14 protein-coding genes, 1 tRNA gene and 1 riboswitch are annotated in these 17007 nt (G+C 46.0%); of the genes, 13 read left to right on the forward strand and 2 right to left on the reverse strand.

Going from position 1 to position 17007, the window contains the following annotated elements; translation table 11 throughout:
* From ABFC84_16145 to ABFC84_16165, 5 genes are all read left to right on the forward strand, one after another.
* Positions 1 to 1074: an FAD-dependent oxidoreductase gene (locus ABFC84_16145; protein MEN6414270.1), complete on the forward strand. Its 1074-nt coding sequence runs from the start codon at positions 1 to 3 to the stop codon at positions 1072 to 1074.
* An 18-nt stretch (positions 1075 to 1092) separates the two neighbouring features.
* Positions 1093 to 1866, forward strand: coding sequence for an electron transfer flavoprotein subunit beta/FixA family protein (locus tag ABFC84_16150; protein MEN6414271.1), 774 nt, complete (start codon positions 1093 to 1095; stop codon positions 1864 to 1866).
* A 17-nt stretch (positions 1867 to 1883) separates the two neighbouring features.
* On the forward strand, positions 1884 to 2870 hold the full coding sequence (locus ABFC84_16155; GenBank protein MEN6414272.1) for an electron transfer flavoprotein subunit alpha/FixB family protein: 987 nt from the start codon (positions 1884 to 1886) through the stop codon (positions 2868 to 2870).
* Between the two features lie 12 nt (positions 2871 to 2882).
* Positions 2883 to 4907, forward strand: coding sequence for a heterodisulfide reductase-related iron-sulfur binding cluster (locus ABFC84_16160; protein ID MEN6414273.1), 2025 nt, complete (start codon positions 2883 to 2885; stop codon positions 4905 to 4907).
* A gap of 150 nt (positions 4908 to 5057) precedes the next feature.
* On the forward strand, positions 5058 to 7046 hold the full coding sequence (locus tag ABFC84_16165; GenBank protein ID MEN6414274.1) for a methyl-accepting chemotaxis protein: 1989 nt from the start codon (positions 5058 to 5060) through the stop codon (positions 7044 to 7046).
* A gap of 117 nt (positions 7047 to 7163) precedes the next feature.
* Here the strand turns inward: ABFC84_16165 and ppx are convergent, their stop codons facing one another.
* On the reverse strand, positions 7164 to 8687 hold the full coding sequence (ppx, locus tag ABFC84_16170) for an exopolyphosphatase (protein MEN6414275.1): 1524 nt from the start codon (positions 8685 to 8687) through the stop codon (positions 7164 to 7166).
* Between the two features lie 141 nt (positions 8688 to 8828).
* On the opposite strand from ppx, the gene ABFC84_16175 reads away from it, so the two are divergent.
* Together ABFC84_16175 and ABFC84_16180 are read left to right on the forward strand one after the other, a co-directional pair.
* Positions 8829 to 10382 (forward strand): HD domain-containing protein, encoded by a 1554-nt coding sequence (locus ABFC84_16175; protein ID MEN6414276.1) that lies wholly within the window; start codon positions 8829 to 8831, stop codon positions 10380 to 10382.
* A 4-nt stretch (positions 10383 to 10386) separates the two neighbouring features.
* A complete protein-coding gene (locus tag ABFC84_16180) occupies positions 10387 to 12480 on the forward strand; it encodes an RNA degradosome polyphosphate kinase (GenBank protein MEN6414277.1) in 2094 nt (697 codons plus the stop codon).
* Between the two features lie 59 nt (positions 12481 to 12539).
* Here the strand turns inward: ABFC84_16180 and ABFC84_16185 are convergent, their stop codons facing one another.
* Complete coding sequence (locus tag ABFC84_16185) at positions 12540 to 12995, reverse strand: DUF441 domain-containing protein (GenBank protein MEN6414278.1); 456 nt, start codon at positions 12993 to 12995, stop codon at positions 12540 to 12542.
* Between the two features lie 131 nt (positions 12996 to 13126).
* On the opposite strand from ABFC84_16185, the gene ABFC84_16190 reads away from it, so the two are divergent.
* The 6 genes from ABFC84_16190 (at position 13127) to ABFC84_16215 (ending at position 16517) form a co-directional block, all read left to right on the forward strand.
* Complete coding sequence (locus ABFC84_16190) at positions 13127 to 13414, forward strand: hypothetical protein (GenBank protein MEN6414279.1); 288 nt, start codon at positions 13127 to 13129, stop codon at positions 13412 to 13414.
* A gap of 300 nt (positions 13415 to 13714) precedes the next feature.
* Positions 13715 to 13791, forward strand: a tRNA-Arg gene (locus ABFC84_16195).
* Positions 13792 to 13965: 174 nt separating this feature from the next.
* Positions 13966 to 14769 carry a zinc ribbon domain-containing protein gene (locus ABFC84_16200; protein MEN6414280.1) on the forward strand — a complete coding sequence of 268 codons (804 nt, stop codon included), beginning with the start codon at positions 13966 to 13968 and terminating at the stop codon, positions 14767 to 14769.
* Positions 14770 to 15002: 233 nt separating this feature from the next.
* Positions 15003 to 15473, forward strand: coding sequence for an Lrp/AsnC family transcriptional regulator (locus ABFC84_16205; protein MEN6414281.1), 471 nt, complete (start codon positions 15003 to 15005; stop codon positions 15471 to 15473).
* Positions 15433 to 16185 carry an AzlC family ABC transporter permease gene (locus ABFC84_16210; GenBank protein ID MEN6414282.1) on the forward strand — a complete coding sequence of 251 codons (753 nt, stop codon included), beginning with the start codon at positions 15433 to 15435 and terminating at the stop codon, positions 16183 to 16185. Before ABFC84_16205 ends, ABFC84_16210 begins: the two co-directional genes overlap by 41 nt.
* Positions 16182 to 16517: a branched-chain amino acid transporter permease gene (locus ABFC84_16215; protein MEN6414283.1), complete on the forward strand. Its 336-nt coding sequence runs from the start codon at positions 16182 to 16184 to the stop codon at positions 16515 to 16517. The genes ABFC84_16210 and ABFC84_16215 overlap by 4 nt, the downstream gene beginning before the upstream one ends.
* A gap of 189 nt (positions 16518 to 16706) precedes the next feature.
* Positions 16707 to 16795: riboswitch (cyclic di-GMP riboswitch) on the forward strand.
* The last annotated feature ends 212 nt before the right edge of the window (positions 16796 to 17007 follow it).

The raw sequence follows: 17007 nt of genomic DNA on the forward strand, positions 1-17007 counted from the left end.
TTGTCCAGGGAATATGATACAATTATTATCGGCGGCGGCATTATCGGCAATGGAATTGCCTATCATCTGTCGGAGGTTCAGTCGGACGGGATTTTAGTGCTGGATAAAAATTATCCTTTAAGCGGCACATCCGGATCCACTCAGGCGTGGATTTGGATCCATAGCAAGAGTCCCTCCTGGTATGCGGAATTTTCCTTGTACAGTGCGGAATTGTATGGGTATTTGCAGCGAAAAATCGGTGATATTGAATTTGATCGTGCCGGCGGCATTTCTCCCTTTTTTACGGAAACCGAAAGAGAGCAGGCGTTTAAATTAGCGGAATGCCAAGCTGAAGTGGGAATTGAGATTCAGGTTTTAAATCGGGAAGACGCTTTGGCCCGGGAGCCGGCTTTATCCCCTAAAATTCTCGGAGCGATGTACAGCCCGGCAGACGGCAATGTGAATCCGATGCGGTTGGTAGAGCAGTATATGCGGGCTTCGAAAAAAAACGGGGTTACTTTTGAGTACTATAATCCGGTGACAGGCATTGAAAAGCAACAGGGTTCATTTATTGTAACAACAGCAAAAACGGTATTTCGCTGCAAGAAATTAATTCTCAGCGCCGGCATTTGGACCAGGGAACTGGGCAAGCTGTTGGGAATTGATGTCCCGGTTAAACCGGTGCGGGGACAGATTATTATCACAGAACCGTTGGCGCCTTTGATGAAACATACTTTATCGATTATGCGGCAGACCAGTAACGGTGAAGTTTTAGTCGGCAATTCCCAGGAAAATGCCGGGATTGATCGACGGTCTACACTGGATGTCATGATTGAAACTGCCAATATGGCTGTTAAGTATGTACCGGATTTGGCAAAGGCCAAAGTTGTTCGCGGATTTTCCGGCCTGAGGGTAATGCCGGAGGATGAGTTCCCGATTTTTGGCGTGGTTCCCGGAATTGAGAATCTGTATGTTGCGGCGCTGCATAGCGGGATCACATTATCACCGCTGATTGGTACTTTAATGACCGAGCTAATCACCGGGGGTGAGACTTCCGTTCCCATTGACCGGTTTAGCATTACACGGTTTGCTTGAAGATAGGGGGATAAAGACATGCATATTATTGTATACATAAAACAAACTTTCGATACCGAGGCGCAAATTGCCGTCGACAGTAATGGGAAAATTGACAGTAACGGAGTTCATTTTGTCGTAAACCCTTACGATGAATATGCTATCGAAGAGGGGGTACGGCTGAAAGAAAAGTTTGGCGGTGATGTTACCGTTATCACCATGGGCGGCAACCGGGCTCAGGACGCTTTGCGCACGGCATTGGCCATGGGGGCGGATAAGGCGGTTTTAATTGACGATTCCGCCTTGGAAAAAACCGATGAATGGGTTACGGCCAACGTACTTACCCAAGCAGTTGCTTCTTTGCCGTATGATGTAATTTTTACCGGGCGCATGGCGATTGATGACGGTTCCGGTCAGGTTGGCGTCCGTGTGGCGGAAAATTTGCACATCCCTTCCGTAACAAATGCAGTCAAAATTGAAATCAACGAAAAATCCGCGGTAGTCACGCAGGAAATTGACGGCGGCACCGCTAGTTTGGAAGTTTCTTTACCAGCCGTATTTACAGCGCAGAAAGGATTAAATGATCCCCGCTATCCTTCTGTGGCTGGCATGATGAAAGCAAAACGGAAAGAATTGAAAAAAATCAGCCTTACCGATCTGGGGCTTGAAAAGGAAAAGCTGGTCGCTAAAATGACAGTGGGAAAATATGCCGTATCGGCGGCCCGGCAAGCAGGTAAAAAACTGCAGGGAAGTTCTGCCCAGCAAGTTGCTGAATTAGTGAATCTATTAAAGACAGAAGTTAAGGCTTTTTAAAGAGAGGAGCATTGGAAATGGCCAAGGGAATATGGATTATCATCGAACATAATCAAGGAAAAATTCGTAAAGTCTCTTTGGAACTGTTAAGTCAGGCCAGGAAAATGGCCGCTCAGTCAGGAGAAGCTTTGACTGCTGTTGTGCTGGGGGAAAATGTCCAGAAACTTGTTTCTGAGATTTCCGCTTACGGCGCAGATAAAATTATTTTAGCAGAAGAACCACGGTTGGCAGAGTATACAACCGGAGCTTATACTTCGGTTCTCAACAAAATGATCCGTCAGGAAGAGCCGCGGGCTGTTCTCTTCGGGCATACAGGTATGAGCCGTGATTTAGCGCCTCGTCTGGCACAGCGCCTTGGCGTGGGTGTTGCCTCCGACTGTATTGGTATGGAATTGGCTGAGAAAACCTTCCTGCAATTTAAACGTCCTGTTTACGCCGGTAAAGCTTTTGCTGCTGTTGCGGCCGAAAACTGTCCGGTTATGGCAACCATTCGACCGAATACATTTGCAGTTGCGGAGCCCGATTCCAGTTTACAGGCGGAAGTAGCAGCATATTCTGTGGAAATCGATCCGCAGGATATTTGGAGTGTTATCAAGGATGTAGCGGTCGCGGTTTCGAAACGTCCGGAATTGACCGATGCGAATATTATTGTATCCGGCGGGCGGGGAATGCAGGGACCGGAGAATTTTGCCCTGCTTGAAGCATTGGCTGATACGATGGGGGCGGCGGTAGGCGCATCCCGTGTGGCTGTGGATGCCGGCTGGCTGGACCACGAATTTCAGGTCGGGCAGACAGGAAAAACGGTTTCACCGACTCTTTATATTGCCTGTGGAATTTCAGGCGCAATTCAACATTTGGCCGGCATGAATTCTTCCCGCTATATTGTTGCGATCAATAAAGATCCGGAGGCAAATATCTTTAATGTAGCTGATTATGGAATTGTCGGCGACTTATTTGAAATTGTACCGTTGCTGACGCAGGAAATAAAAGCAGCTGTAAAATAAGGAGAGAGAAAAATGGCAACCCGGCAGATTTACTGGAATATCGAAGGACATTTTCTGCTCTACCTGTTTTTATTGATTGCTGTCGGATTTTTCGCATACGGTGTTTATCGGCGGGTAAAGCTGTGGCAAATGGGGCAGCCGGAAAATCGCTGGCAGAATGTTTGGCAGGGAATTCAGGATGTTTTGCTTTACGGATTTTTCCACAAACGAATTATGAAAGAAAAGTATCCTGGGAGTATGCACCTGTTTATTTTCTGGGGATTTGTCTTCCTGGCTTTTGCCACCGCTGTTGTGGCAGTGCATACTGATTTGGGAGTTCCCATTTATCAGGGAGGACTTTACTTATTTGTGAAATGTACCGCCAATTTCTTTGGCTTATTAGCAGTGTGCGGCATTTTAATGGCCGCCTGGCGGCGTTACGTAATCCGACCGAGACGTCTGGATAATAAACCGGAAGATGGAATTACTCTGGCGCTGATCTTTTTGATTTTGCTGACCGGGTTCTTACTGGAATCGGCTCGTATAGCTGCTACCGCTGATCCTTGGGCCGATTGGGCTTTTGTCGGGAAATGGTTGTCTGCACCATTGACAGGCCTTGATGCAGCCGCTTTGCTGACACTGCATCGTTGCCTTTGGTGGTTTCATATGCTTCTGGTTATGTCGTTTATCGCGTATTTTCCTTATTCAAAACTGTTTCATATTATTTTGGCGCCGCTTAATCAATTTTTCCGTTACCGGGGTCCTGTCGGAGTGCCGGCAGCAATTGATTTTGAGGATGAAAGCTTGGAATCCTATGGCAAGGATGAATTGCAGCAGTTTTCCTGGAAAACATTGTTTAACAGTGACGTTTGTCTGCGGTGCGGTCGTTGTCAGGAATTTTGTCCCGCGTTTTTAAGCGGCAAGCATTTAAATCCGAAAGCAGTGATTCAGGCTATCAAGGTGCATATGGAGGAAATCGGCAGGGCGTCGGCACAGCAGCAGACGGACCCGTCGTCAGAGGCGGAAACTGCTGCAGCCGGCTCTTCCCCGGTGCGCTCATTGATTGGTGAAGTTATTCCGGAAGAGGATATTTGGGCATGTACTACGTGCCATTCCTGCGAACAGCAATGCCCGGTGTTTGTTGAGCATGTAGGAAAAACGATTGAGCTGCGCCGCCATCTGGTGCTTATGGAAAGTCGTTTTCCGGCGGAAGCCCAGGCAGCCTTTCGCAATATGGAAAATAACGGTAACCCATGGGGCATCTGCTGGAGCACACGGGATCAATTTCTTAAAAGCTTAGGGGTGCCGACGTATGAAGAGAATCCGGCGGCGGATGTTTTGTATTGGCCGGGGTGCTCCGGTGCTTTTGACTGCCGAAATCAAAAGGTATCTAAGGCAGTTGTGCATTTATTACAGGCGGCAGGAGTCAATTTTGCTGTTTTGGGCAATGAAGAAAAGTGCTGCGGTGATTCAGCCCGCCGCTTGGGCAATGAGTATCTGTTTTACTCTCTGGCAAGTGAAAATATTGAGGCGATGAAGCGCTACGGCGTGAAGACAATCGTGACCCAGTGTCCCCATTGCTTTAATATTCTGAAGAACGAATATCCCCAGCTTGGCGGTCACTTTACCGTATTCCACCATACAGAATTTCTTTTGCAGCTGGTCAAGTCAGGTCAGTTGACTTTGCAGAAAAAGTCCGGGCAAAGTATTGCCTATCATGATTCCTGCTATTTAGGGCGATATAATCAAATTTATCAGCCGCCGCGGGAATTGCTGACAGCAGCAGGGCTGGAAGTCAGAGAAATGTCTCATGCTTTTGAGAAAAGTTTTTGCTGCGGCGCCGGCGGCGGCAGAATGTGGCTGGAGGAAAAAGAAGGAGACCGAATCAATGTGATGCGCGCCCAGGAGGCTTTAGCTACCAATCCGGATCTGGTAGGAACCGCCTGCCCGTTCTGTCTGTCGATGCTGGATGAGGCGGTAACAACTGTTGCCGGCGATGAGAAGAGAAAAACGATGGATATTGCGGAAATACTGGAGCAGCATTTATCCCAAGAATGATTTTTTAGGAAAATACAGGCGAGACAAGAGGAGGATCCGGTTCAGAGACTGTAACTTAGTTCTGAAGCGGATTCTCGCTTTTATAATTGCTGTCCTGACTGATTTGTCGCAACCAGGTAAGAAGACAACGATACATACAGGAGGTCAAAAATGCTTAAATTCCATAATTTGAGGAATAAATTGTCAATTTACATATTGATTCCTGTTTTAGTTGGAATCGCCATTTTAATTTCAGTTTCTTATTATACTGCCTGGAATACCTTGAATCGCCAGGTTAACAGTACGCTGCAGTTTATGACCCAGGCCTATAACGGCCAAATCGTCAGCTGGTTTGCTGAAAAAGAAGCGGTAGTAACGAACATTGCTGAAATATTATCCAGCAAGGACATGTCGGAAGAGGAGCAAATTCATTTATTGGCTACATTGAAGCAGACAATGCCGGAAGTCAGCAATATTTATGTAGGGTATGCGGACAAGCGGGATTACAATGCGATTCCAACAGTATTGCCACCGGGATTTGATCCCACCAGCCGGCCCTGGTATAAAAAGGCAGTCGCTGCTCAGGGAAAGATTGCCTATTCTGATTTTTACCTGAACACGAATAAGGAACCACGGGTTAGTATCGTAAAAGCGATGCAGGCCAATGGCCAGACTATTGGTGTGGTAGCGGCCGATATTAGCTTGGATCATCTGCGGGGAGTGGTGCAGGGAATCAAGGTCGGCGATACCGGATACGCGTTTTTAATGGAGCATACCGGTGCTTTTCTTTATCATCCGTCCTTTAATATGACGGATAATATCGGGAAAGTAGAACCCGGTTCATTTCCTCAGGACAAGGAATGGTATCTGAATGGGGAGCAGGGTATTGCCACGGGCAGTGTGGGAGGCAAAGAAATTGTCAGTGCAAAAATTCCGGTAGGGAAAACCGGCTGGACTCTTGTGGCCAATGCGCCGGTAGAGGAATTGTTTGCCGGAGTGACTGCTTTACGGACAAGATTACTGATTGGCGGCTTGATTTTAATTTTGTTGGTAGCCTTTGTAGTGTTTTATGTTGCCCGGGGAACGGTTCAACCGCTGACACGTTTGGCGGGAATGGCTGACGAGATAGCAAGAGGCAATCTTACCGGTTCCAGGGAACTTAATTATCATTCTCAGGATGAAATAGGAAAATTGGCTGCCAGCTTTGCGACGATGGCTGGTAATCTGCGAAGTATAACGCTTGGAGTGTCGGAATCGGCAGCTCAGGTGGCAGCTGCGTCGGAACAACTCAGTGCCAGTGCGGAACAGTCGGCCCAGGCAGCCAATCAGGTTGCGGTAAGCATTACTGAAGTGGCTCAGGGAACGGAAAATCAGGCGAAAGCCACGGTCAATACGACGGCGACTATTGAAAAAATGTCTGCCGGCGTGCAGCAGGCGTCCGCCAATGCCAATAATGTAGCCTCAGTGGCCGATCAAACTTCCCAAGCGGCGAATGACGGCAGTCAAGCGATTGGCAAGGCTGTCAGCCAGATGAAAACCATTGAGGAATCTTTTCAATTTATTACCGACGCTGTAAATCGTTTAAACCAGCGGTCCCAGGAAATTGAAAAATTTGTAGAGGCGATTTCCGGCATTGCCGGTCAAACTAATCTGCTTGCCCTGAATGCCGCCATTGAAGCTGCCCGCGCCGGTGAGCAGGGAAAAGGGTTTGCTGTTGTGGCTGAAGAAGTGCGAAAATTAGCGGAGCAGTCGCAGCAAGCGGCAAAACAGATTGCTGTTTTGATTCATGATACAGCGGATGATACCGAAAAAGCCGTGCTCGCCACAAACAGCGGTTCGGAGGAAGTAAAGACAGGAACGGAAGTAGTGAATAAGGCAGGCCGTGTATTTAGCGAAATACAGCGGCTGGTAAATGAAGTCACTGCCCAAATTGAGCAAATATCCGCAACCATACAGCAGCTTGCCGACAACAGTCAGGAGATTGTTTCCTCGGTTGAATCCATTGATACCATTACCAAGGAAACAGCAGCGCATACCCAGACCGTATCGGCAGCGACAGAAGAGGAGTCGGCGTCCATGGAGGAAATTGCTGCCTCCAGTCAGAAACTCTCTGCTTTAGCACAGAAACTGCAAGACGCTATTAATAAATTTAAGGTGTAAGGCATCAAAGTGAAGCGGGGATAAAACGAACATAAAAGCGAAGTGATCGGTGATATTGAAAAATATTGCCGACCGCTTCGCTTTTATTTTAATCGACAGTGACATATAAACGCTTTTTTAGCTTTGCAAGCAAAGGGGTACTCCCAATTCCTTTTTAAACCACTTGCTATGTTTCATCACTGCTTCTTCTTCGATGGCAGCCGATTCGCTGACGGTCAGCCGGAGGACGGCCTGCCCCTCTTCCAGAGTTGCTGTGACCGCTTGTACCAGCTGCATTTGGGTGATATCCAGACTTTCCGCCATGGCTAATAAGAGCGACAACTTACGCGCCGTCTCCCAGTCGGGTTTATCAAAGAATTCGCTGTACAGCTTATTGCGGATATATTTGCCGGAGGGGCCGTTATGCCAGCCGGCGATAACGGCAACCAACATTTGTTCCCGGTGGGTAAGGCCGAACAGGCGGGCATTTTCGATCAAGTAGGCGCTGTGCCGGGGGTGATCGTAGTAATTAATGGGGATACCGCAGTCGTGGAGCAGGGCGGCTACCTGCAGCAATGTCTTCTCTCGGGAATCCGTATTGAGTAAAGGCTGCCAGCCTTTCAGCAAGCTGGCGGCCAGTATGGCTACATGCGTCGCATGGGAGGCATCTACCTGATAAAAGGACAGCATGTTTCGGGTGCTGTGATCCAGTATGTCGGCAATGACCTCGTTCTGGCCCTGGCAGGAGCGATAATATTGCAGGAACATGCCTTCTCGGACGCCGCAGCCGCTAATGATGAGCTGAGAAGCTTGGGTATAATCAAACAAGCAGCTTACGATGCTCATACCGGGGAGAATAATGTCGGCCCGCTCGCTGCTAAGACCGGGAGTTTTACGCCGCTGGCTCAAGGTGGTGGTAGACAGCTGCTTAAACAGTTCGTGAAAAGAGAGAGCACCCAGCCGGTAATTATGAACTTTGCCAAAAGGATAATTTTTGCACCGTTGATCCATTTTGGCGATATTCCGGGCGGTACCGCCTACACCAATGAGAGGCAGCGACAGACTTTTCAACCACTTTATCCGGGAAATTTGGTGGAAAATAAAATCACGCAATTCGTTCAACCGGCTATCGCTGATTTTTTTTTGCAGTTCAAATTTTTCGGCGAGATTGACGGCGCCAAAGGGCAGACTTATGACTTTATCGGCATTGCGGCTGCGGATGAGAGTCAGCTCGGTACTGCCGCCTCCCAAGTCGAATAACAAAGCATCGGTCACATCAAGGGTGTTGACTACACCAAGGAATCCCAGCTTAGCTTCGGCTTCGCCGCTGATCATTCGCAGGGGAATACCGGTTTCCTGCCGGGCGGTTTGAATAAATTCGCTGCCGTTTTTTGCGTTGCGCACGGCAGCGGTGGCGATGGCCATGATTTTATTGACGTTGAACAGCCGGATCATATGGGCGAACACCTGAAGCGTGGCGATAGCCCGTATCATGGCGGTAGGCTGCAGCAGACCGTCCTTGCTCATACCCTCGCTGAGCCGAACGGTTTCTTTTTGATTGTATACTAAATTATAGGCGCCGTTGGAGTAAGTGTGCATAATGATAAGACGGGCAGAATTGGATCCCAGGTCAATGATTGCGATACGTTCGGTGATAATCAGACACCTGCCTTTCTTTTCACTTTCTTATTCGCTGTTTTTAAAGAAATCCTTTTTCAACGACAAAAATTTACAAAATGTTAATATATCGGCAGGGGGATTTTTATCTTCCGGCAACGAAAGTTTCCCTGAGAGGTGGGATGTGTGTTGGGTAAAACGTCACCTAATCGGTTCGCTGCCATTCATGTAGGATCCGAGCAGGTCAGCGTTCACATTGTTGAATATACTACAATTCAGGATATTAAAGTTGTTGAAATGGCCAGCCGCCATGTGGCTTTGGGGGAAGAGACCTTTAAGACGGGCCGTATCAGCTTTGCGGCGGTGGGAGAAATCTGCGAACTTTTGAAGGGATACCGGCGGATGTTTGCCGAACATGGGGTTCGGGACTATCGTTTGGTTGCCACTACCGCTATTCGCGAAGCGGAAAACCAACAATATATTATCGATCAGATTCAGGTAAAAACCGGGTTCATAGTGGAAGTATGCGATATGCCCCAGGAAATCTTCATTAAATATGCGGCGCTGTTTAAAACCGTTCAGGACAGAAATTTGCTGGAAGCAGAAAACGCTATTTTGTTTGTGGATATTTCTTCCGGTGGGTTGGGTATTACTTTGTATAAAGACGGAGAATTAAAATATCAGCAGAACATTCATATTGGCGTGCTTCGCATCAAAGAAGGCTTTGCCCAATACCAACGGGACTCGGCTCATTTTCAGCAGGCGCTGGCGGAATATATCTATAGTGTTATCGAGCCGGTGCAACAGGCGCTAAACAAGCAGGATATCCGGTATCTGGTTCTTTCCGGCACGGAGACCAGACTGCTGCTGACGATGCTGGGACAGGAAAATCCGGGGAAGTTATCTCTGGTTAGTCTGGCAGATTTTTATAAATTATATGATCAGGTTAAATTGTTAAATTTGCCTCAAATCGTACAGAACTTTGGATTTTCCGAGCAAAAGGCGGAGATGGTGTTACCTACCATCATATTGTACAAGCAAATTTTAAACCTGACTACGGTAGGCCAAATTCTGATTCCCGACACTCAGTTGATTGACGGAATTACGCTGTTGCATATTGGAGAGAAAACAAAGCAAGAATGGTTGCTGGCCCTGGAGAATCAGACGTTGAGCCTGGCCCGGGGCATCGGCTGCAAATATCAGTATGATCCCAGCCATGCGGCAAGTGTGGAAAAATTATCCCTCAGCCTGTTCGATCGCCTTACCCGCATTCATGGTCTGGGGAAACGGGAACGGTTATTGCTACAGGCGGCCGCTATTTTACATGATATCGGTAAATTTGTAAGTCTGCGCAGCCATTATTTTTATTCTTACCGGTTGATCCGGTCATCGGATATTTTGGGATTTTCCGAAGCGGGAAAAAACATTATGGCGAATATCGCCTTATATCACTCCAAAGGAGTTCCGGCTAACACCGATCCCAATTTGCAGGGCTTAACCCCCAAACAGCGAGTAATTATTGCCAAACTGGCGGCAATTATTCGCCTGGCCGATGCCTTGGACCGTACCCATCGTCAAAAGATCAACAGTTATGAGATCGCTCTTAAGGGCGATGAACTATTCATTACGGTTACCACGCAGGAGGATTATTCCCTGGAAGAGTGGACTTTTCTAGACAAAGCCACTTTTTTTGAAGATGTATTTGGCATTGCCGCGATACTAAGAAGACGGGCAGGATGAGAGTATGTTTGATAAACAGGAATATTTTATTAATCGGGAATTAAGCTGGTTAAAATTTAATATCCGGGTGTTGAATGAAGCAAATGAAAAAAATAATCCTTTGTTGGAACAACTTAAATTTATTGCGATTACCAGTTCCAATCTTGATGAGTTTTTTATGATCCGGGTCGCCGGATTAAAACATCAAAAAGACAGCGGCATTAACAAGGTTGATGCCGCCGGCTTGACGGTTGAGCAGCAGTTAGCGGAAATCGCGGTAGTGACTCATGAATTGGTGCAGTGCCAATACCGTTATCTTAAGAAAAATCTGCAAGCGCTGGAGGAACAACAGCTTTATTTTGTGACGCCGGAGAAACTGCCCGAAAAAACGCTGGAATGGATTGAATCCTACTTTTATACTACTCTTTATCCGGTCCTTACTCCCATGGGGGTGGATGCCGGACATCCCTTTCCTTTGCTGGCCAACCGGACGCTGAATCTGGTGGTGACGCTGCGGCGGCAAGAGGAGGAAAGCCGGGCGGTGATTCCGGTGCCCGGCGTATTGCCGCGTATCATTGAACTTCCCGGACAGAGCCGGAAGAAACGGTTTGTCTTTCTGGAGGATATCATCAAAAAATATGGCTCACGGCTGTTTCGGGGCTATAAGATTCAGCATATTGCTCCTTTTCGGATTACCCGCAATGCGGATATGACCATTGACGAGGAAGATGCCGAGGATTTATTGGCAGAAGTTGAAAAATCCCTGCGGCAGAGGAAACGGGGCCAAGCGGTACGTCTGGAAATCAGTAAAAGCGCCAATCAGGGGATTAAAAAATTTTTAGCCGAAGAACTAAAACTGGAGCCGCGGGATATCTACGAAATTTCCGGCCCGCTGGATACTACCTGTTTTATGAAATTTGCCGCTTTACCGGGATATGATCACCTGCGCTACCAGCCCCTTACGCCTCAAATTCCCGTGAGAATCAGAGAAGAGGAAGATCTGTTTGCAGCAATTCGCCGACAGGATATTTTACTCCACCACCCCTACGAATCCTTTGAGACCGTTGTGGATTTCGCCCGGTTGGCGGCTAACGATTCTCAGGTTCTGGCTATGAAACAGACGTTGTACCGGGTAAGCGGCAACTCGCCTATTGTTCAGGCATTGGCGCAGGCTGCCGAGAATGGCAAGCAGGTTACTGTACTGGTGGAACTGAAAGCCCGCTTTGATGAAGAGAATAACATTTTATGGGCCAAACGGCTGGAAGAGGCCGGTTGTCATGTTATCTATGGACTGGTAGGGCTGAAAACCCATGCTAAAATGATGCTCATTGTCCGGCAGGAGGAAGACGGCATCAAACGGTATGTTCATATGGGAACCGGGAATTATAATGATGCAACCGCTCGGCTGTATACCGATATGGGACTGTTAACCGCCAATGATCAGTTTGGCGCCGATGCATCGGCATTTTTCAATATGCTGTCCGGCTATTCCGATCCTCCGGTTTGGAATAAGGTCGTCGTAGCGCCCCTTGGACTCAGGGAAAAGTTGAAAGAACTGATTGATAATGAAATCGCTTTCGTTCAGGCGGGAGAGCCAAGCCGCATTGTTGCCAAGATGAATTCGCTGATTGACAAAGATATTATTATGAAATTGTATGAAGCTTCTGCTGCCGGAGTGAAGATTGATCTGATAGTCCGCGGGATTTGCGGCTTAAGGCCCGGCATAGCGGGAGTCAGTGATAACATTACGGTGCGCAGTATTGTCGGCCGGTTCTTGGAGCATCACCGGATTTTCTATTTTACCAACGGCGGTGACAAAAAGATGTTTTTGTCCAGCGCCGACTGGATGCCCAGGAATTTGAACGAACGGGTGGAATTGATGTTTCCGGTGGAGGATGATCGCCACATCGCCCGGATTCGCAGTATATTGTCCCTGCTGCTGAAAGATAATCAAAAATCGTATGTAATGCGAAGCGATGGCAGCTACCGCCGGGCAGACAAGCGGGGGAAGGCGGTAAACAGCCAGGAAGAATTATATCGTAAGGCCGAAGAGGCAGCCAAGCCGACGGTCATTTCTCTGGAGCAAAGACTGCAGCCCATGTTTCGCAAAGAAGAGTAGAATTGGCTATGAGCTATGAGCTATGAGCTATGAGCTATGAGCTATGAGCTAAATCTCCCTTACTTGATCAGATGGGCGACTGTCAGCGCCAGGGATACCATACCGCCGGCGATGAGGGGGCCGACGGCCACTCCCTTGAAAAAGCAGACGCCGGCGATAGTACCGACAATCAGCGCGGCTACGGCTTCCGGGGATTCTTTAATAAAGAATACTCCCCGTCCGGCAGCCCAGGCGGCGAAGATGCCGGTAACAATAGCCAGGATGCCTACCGGATTTTTAAAGGCAACGGCCATATCGGTCAATGAAATACGGCCGGTGGCAACGGGGACCAGGATGGCTACTGTTAAAATCAAAATGCCGAGAGAAATTCCATGATTTTCAATTAGCGGGAACCAAGTATCAAATCCCAGCAGCTTAACGATCAAAAGAAAAGCGGCGGCGATTGATACGGTATTATTGTTTCCCACGACTGCTAATGCCAATATGACTAATATCGGCAGGTTTTCCATATGCATTTAGACCACATCCTTATAGCGATGAATATTAGACTTAGGTAACTTCTGCTTGCGCAAGGACTATCCTGCTTGTTATAATAATTTTTAGATGACTTTTAGAGAAAAAAAGTAAAGGCAGGTGCATAGCGAAAATGGGAGATATATTCCGGGTAGCCGTTCATTACGAGGAAGATAACGGCTATATTGAATACAATGCAGTCAACAAAAATATCCGGGTAGAACTGGCCGATGAGACGAAACGCCGTGAAGTCGAAGCTTATTTGGCAGAACCTCATGTTATGTCGGTTCCTCAGCATACGCTATTGGATTTTCATGATGTAACCGTTGCGGCCAATCAAGATGTAGAAAGCTTTAAATTAGCCGTAACTCGTATCTGGGAAAAGCTAGGCGTCCATGTTGATTGGAGCCGCCCTATTTAAGATCTCAGACAATCAGCCTGATTTGGCTGAATTTGCGAAATCAGGCCTTTTTGTGCTTAAAATCAAAGCTTATCCACAAAGTTATTCACAAAATACCCTTAAATGTGGATAACTTAAATGTGGATAGGTGGATAAGTAGGGAAAACCAGCGATTTGCAAGATAAATTTCTGTCGACAGTGTGTGGATAATTTTGTGGAAACAAATTTTGACAAAAACAGCAGGCGAATTGCATAACTTGACTTTGAGAAAATATTGTGGTAAGATAACTTCTGTTGATAGTGCTAGTAAGAGTTCAATATGGCTCCGTAGCTCAGCTGGATAGAGCGTTTGACTACGAATCAAAAGGTCGTGGGTTCGAATCCCCCCGGGGTCACCATTCATTACATGCAATTTATTGTAAAGGTTCTGGAACTTTCCAGGACTTTTTTTGTTTATCAAAACATATACATGGAAAGAAGAAAATCATCGCAGTAATTTAAATCAAATTTATTAAGGGGTTAGTTATAGAGAGGAAATTGCTGCTGAAAGCCGAAATAGATTGTATATTTTGGTGATTAAAAGTGAAAGAGGGATAAGGGTGCGATTGCGATTTTGTCCTTCGTGCGGGGGCAAGCTGCCTCCTCAGACAGAAGGAATACGGTTCTGTCCTTTTTGCGGGGAAAACGTAGCCCGATTTGCCGAAACAGAGCGCGAGAATGAGCAAGACCATGCTAATGGATTAGGCGAAAAGACAGAGATTTTGGCTGAGAAATATTATACGGTGGTATTGAAATCATGCGGCAACAAGGAACGTTTGGCAAAGCGCCTGAGCGAGGTTCTCCGTCGCGGTCTGACGGCTACGCGCATGGCGGTTGACATGGTGCCCTGCGTGATTATGTACAAAAGCAAGGCCTGTGATATCGAGACCGTAATTCGTATTCTTGAAGATGAAAATCTCTACTATACAGTGATTAGGGGAAATTTCGATTTTTCTGTTTCTATTGAGAATATAATTCCCGGATTTTTTGATTTGGATGAACAACTGCAGCTTACGCTTCGCAATACGCCGGCTGCTTTGTGGCTGGGAGAACAGGTACGGCTGGTCGTACCTGAAGTATTGGCGGAAGATCGGCTTGGCTCGCTGGTAGTAACTGACCGGAGTTTGTATGTCTTTCCGGATTCAGCAGGCGAACGGCGTACAGAGTGGTTCACGATTCCCTATGCTCATTTGGCAGAGGTGGTGAATCACAGAGAGCAAAGCGGCGAATTGGAACTGATTTACAAAGAATATAACCGGGAAGAGTGGCTGCGGATTGACAATGGGGAGCAATTGGAAAAGGTGTATGAGCAAATCCGGCGAGGGCTGCTGCGGTGACGGAGCTCGTTGCGGGGCAGTGAGGGTTTGGCTAGTCAGACGGGATTGATAAATAAATTAGGCAAAAGTAAAAGACACTGTTTGTCATCAGGACATTCGTGTCTTTTATTTTTATTTTATCGGAAAGCATAAATTATATTTTAAAATTATTCAATAAATATAAATAAAATATTGCGTTTAAGCAAAGTTTCGATATATAATTTTAATATTAAATAAGAATGGAGAATTATATTATGATTACACTTGACAACTATGATAAAGCAATTCTTAAGGCTTTGCAAAGGGATTCTTCTATATCGAATTTGGACTTATCGAAATTGATAGGGTTATCCACGTCGGCATGCCTTGCGAGAACAAAGAATTTAAAAGAATTAGGCGTTATCAAACAATTTACAACGATTGTTGATGAAAAAAAATTGGGGATGGACACTCTCGCGTTTATTATGGTGAATTTGGTGCCCCTTAACAGAGAAACTGCTAATTTCTTTGTAGCGGAAGTCAATAAGCTTCCTCAGGTACTTGAATGCTATACTCTTACCGGCAGTCGGGACTATCTTTTAAAGATCGTTGCTAAGGATATGAAGAGTTATAGGGATTTTGTGATTGATTCGGTTATGGCAATACCCGGAGTGAGCCGGGTGGAAACCAGTATTGTAATGAGCATTGAAAAAAGAACAATATCTCTACCAATTGAACAAGAATAGTGAGGTACTAGCGATGGGAGTAAAAACGAGAGCCTTAAAAGCGGCTTTTCCATATACGATTCCGGTATTGACTGGATACATATTTCTCGGTGCTGCTTACGGCATCTTGATGAACAGTAAAGGGTATTCTTTGGGGTTGACGGTGTTGATGAGCATCATTACTTATGCAGGTTCGATGCAGTTTGTGGCTGTTAATCTGCTGGCTGCAGCGTTTAACCCGCTGTATGCCTTTTTACTGACGCTTATGATAAACGCAAGACATTTATTTTATGGTATTTCTATGTTGAACAGGTTTAGCGGAACAGGTAAGAAAAAAATGTATCTGGTTTTCGGACTTACCGATGAAACTTTTTCGCTCCTTTGCTCAACCGAGCCACCTCGGGGTATCGACAGAAATTGGTTTATGTTTTTTGTAACGTTGTTAGACCATTTATATTGGATAACAGGCTCGATATTGGGAGGGGTTGTAGGGGCAATGGTTTCTTTTAATACTAAAGGCATCGATTTTGTTATGACCGCTTTATTTGTGGTTATTCTTACAAATCAATGGAAATCACAAAAACACCACTCCCCAGCAATAATTGGCATAGGAGTAACGGCTGCGTGTCTGTTCTTTTTTGGCTCGATTCATTTTATGATTCCTTCCATGGTCATGATTGTTGTAATATTGACCTTATTTAAAGCACCGATTGAAAGGAAGGTAGCAGAATGATATCAAGCCTACAGCAGTCTTTGATTATTGTTGCGATGGTCACAGTGGGAACTGCCCTGACACGATTTTTGCCGTTTATTTTATTTCCGGATAACCGGGAAACTCCCCAATATATCCGCTATTTGGGGAAGGTACTTCCATTCGCAGTAATTGGTCTTTTAATTGTTTATTGTTTGAAAAGTGTATCTGTTTTGTCTGCTCCGTATGGGATTCCCGAGGGCATTGCAATCGGCTGTATCGTACTATTTCAGCTGTGGAAAAGTAACACGTTTCTCAGTATTGGCGGCGGGACGGTACTTTATATGATTTTGGTACAATTTGTATTTATATAATGCAGTGGATGCGGCGGGATCGCTGTTAACCCATATTCATCACTCGGATAGTCATTACCGCGCTACATGAATTTTATGGGATTAATAAACCATCCTTGTTGTTCAAGAATATGGGAATACTTGCAGACACTAATTCAATTTGATTTATTTATGTGGATTAATTTGCTAAGAAGAGTTAAAATCATCTTAAGTAAATATTGGCAAACTTGCTGAAAAGTAAGGACGCAAAGCCATGTGTCTAAGATACCATTTGGTATTATGATTGTCAGGTTGCTGTTTTGGTCGAGCCAAAATGATTTTTTGCCAGACTAAACGTCTGGTTTTTTGTTTATATTAAAAAAGCTGTGCTTTTTATAGAGCAGGACTTTTCAAAAGGATACTTTAACATTCGTTTGCCGGTATGTGAATAATTGTAGCTATGGAAAGAAGTGATGACGATTAATACAATCCTTGCAATTCAGTTGAATATTTTTATGGTGATATTATTGTT

The organism is Veillonellales bacterium (assembly GCA_039680175.1).
In the GTDB taxonomy this organism is placed as follows: domain Bacteria; phylum Bacillota; class Negativicutes; order JAAYSF01; family JAAYSF01; genus JBDKTO01.

Coding starts and splice junctions, on each gene's coding strand:
- ABFC84_16150 (MEN6414271.1), top strand. CDS start 1,093: ATGCATATTATTGTATACATAAAACAAACTTTCGATACCGAGGCGCAA.
- ABFC84_16165 (MEN6414274.1), top strand. CDS start 5,058: ATGCTTAAATTCCATAATTTGAGGAATAAATTGTCAATTTACATATTG.
- ABFC84_16160 (MEN6414273.1), top strand. CDS start 2,883: ATGGCAACCCGGCAGATTTACTGGAATATCGAAGGACATTTTCTGCTC.
- ABFC84_16205 (MEN6414281.1), top strand. CDS start 15,003: ATGATTACACTTGACAACTATGATAAAGCAATTCTTAAGGCTTTGCAA.
- ABFC84_16180 (MEN6414277.1), top strand. CDS start 10,387: ATGTTTGATAAACAGGAATATTTTATTAATCGGGAATTAAGCTGGTTA.
- ABFC84_16190 (MEN6414279.1), top strand. CDS start 13,127: ATGGGAGATATATTCCGGGTAGCCGTTCATTACGAGGAAGATAACGGC.
- ABFC84_16155 (MEN6414272.1), top strand. CDS start 1,884: ATGGCCAAGGGAATATGGATTATCATCGAACATAATCAAGGAAAAATT.
- ABFC84_16185 (MEN6414278.1), bottom strand. CDS start 12,995: ATGCATATGGAAAACCTGCCGATATTAGTCATATTGGCATTAGCAGTC.
- ABFC84_16215 (MEN6414283.1), top strand. CDS start 16,182: ATGATATCAAGCCTACAGCAGTCTTTGATTATTGTTGCGATGGTCACA.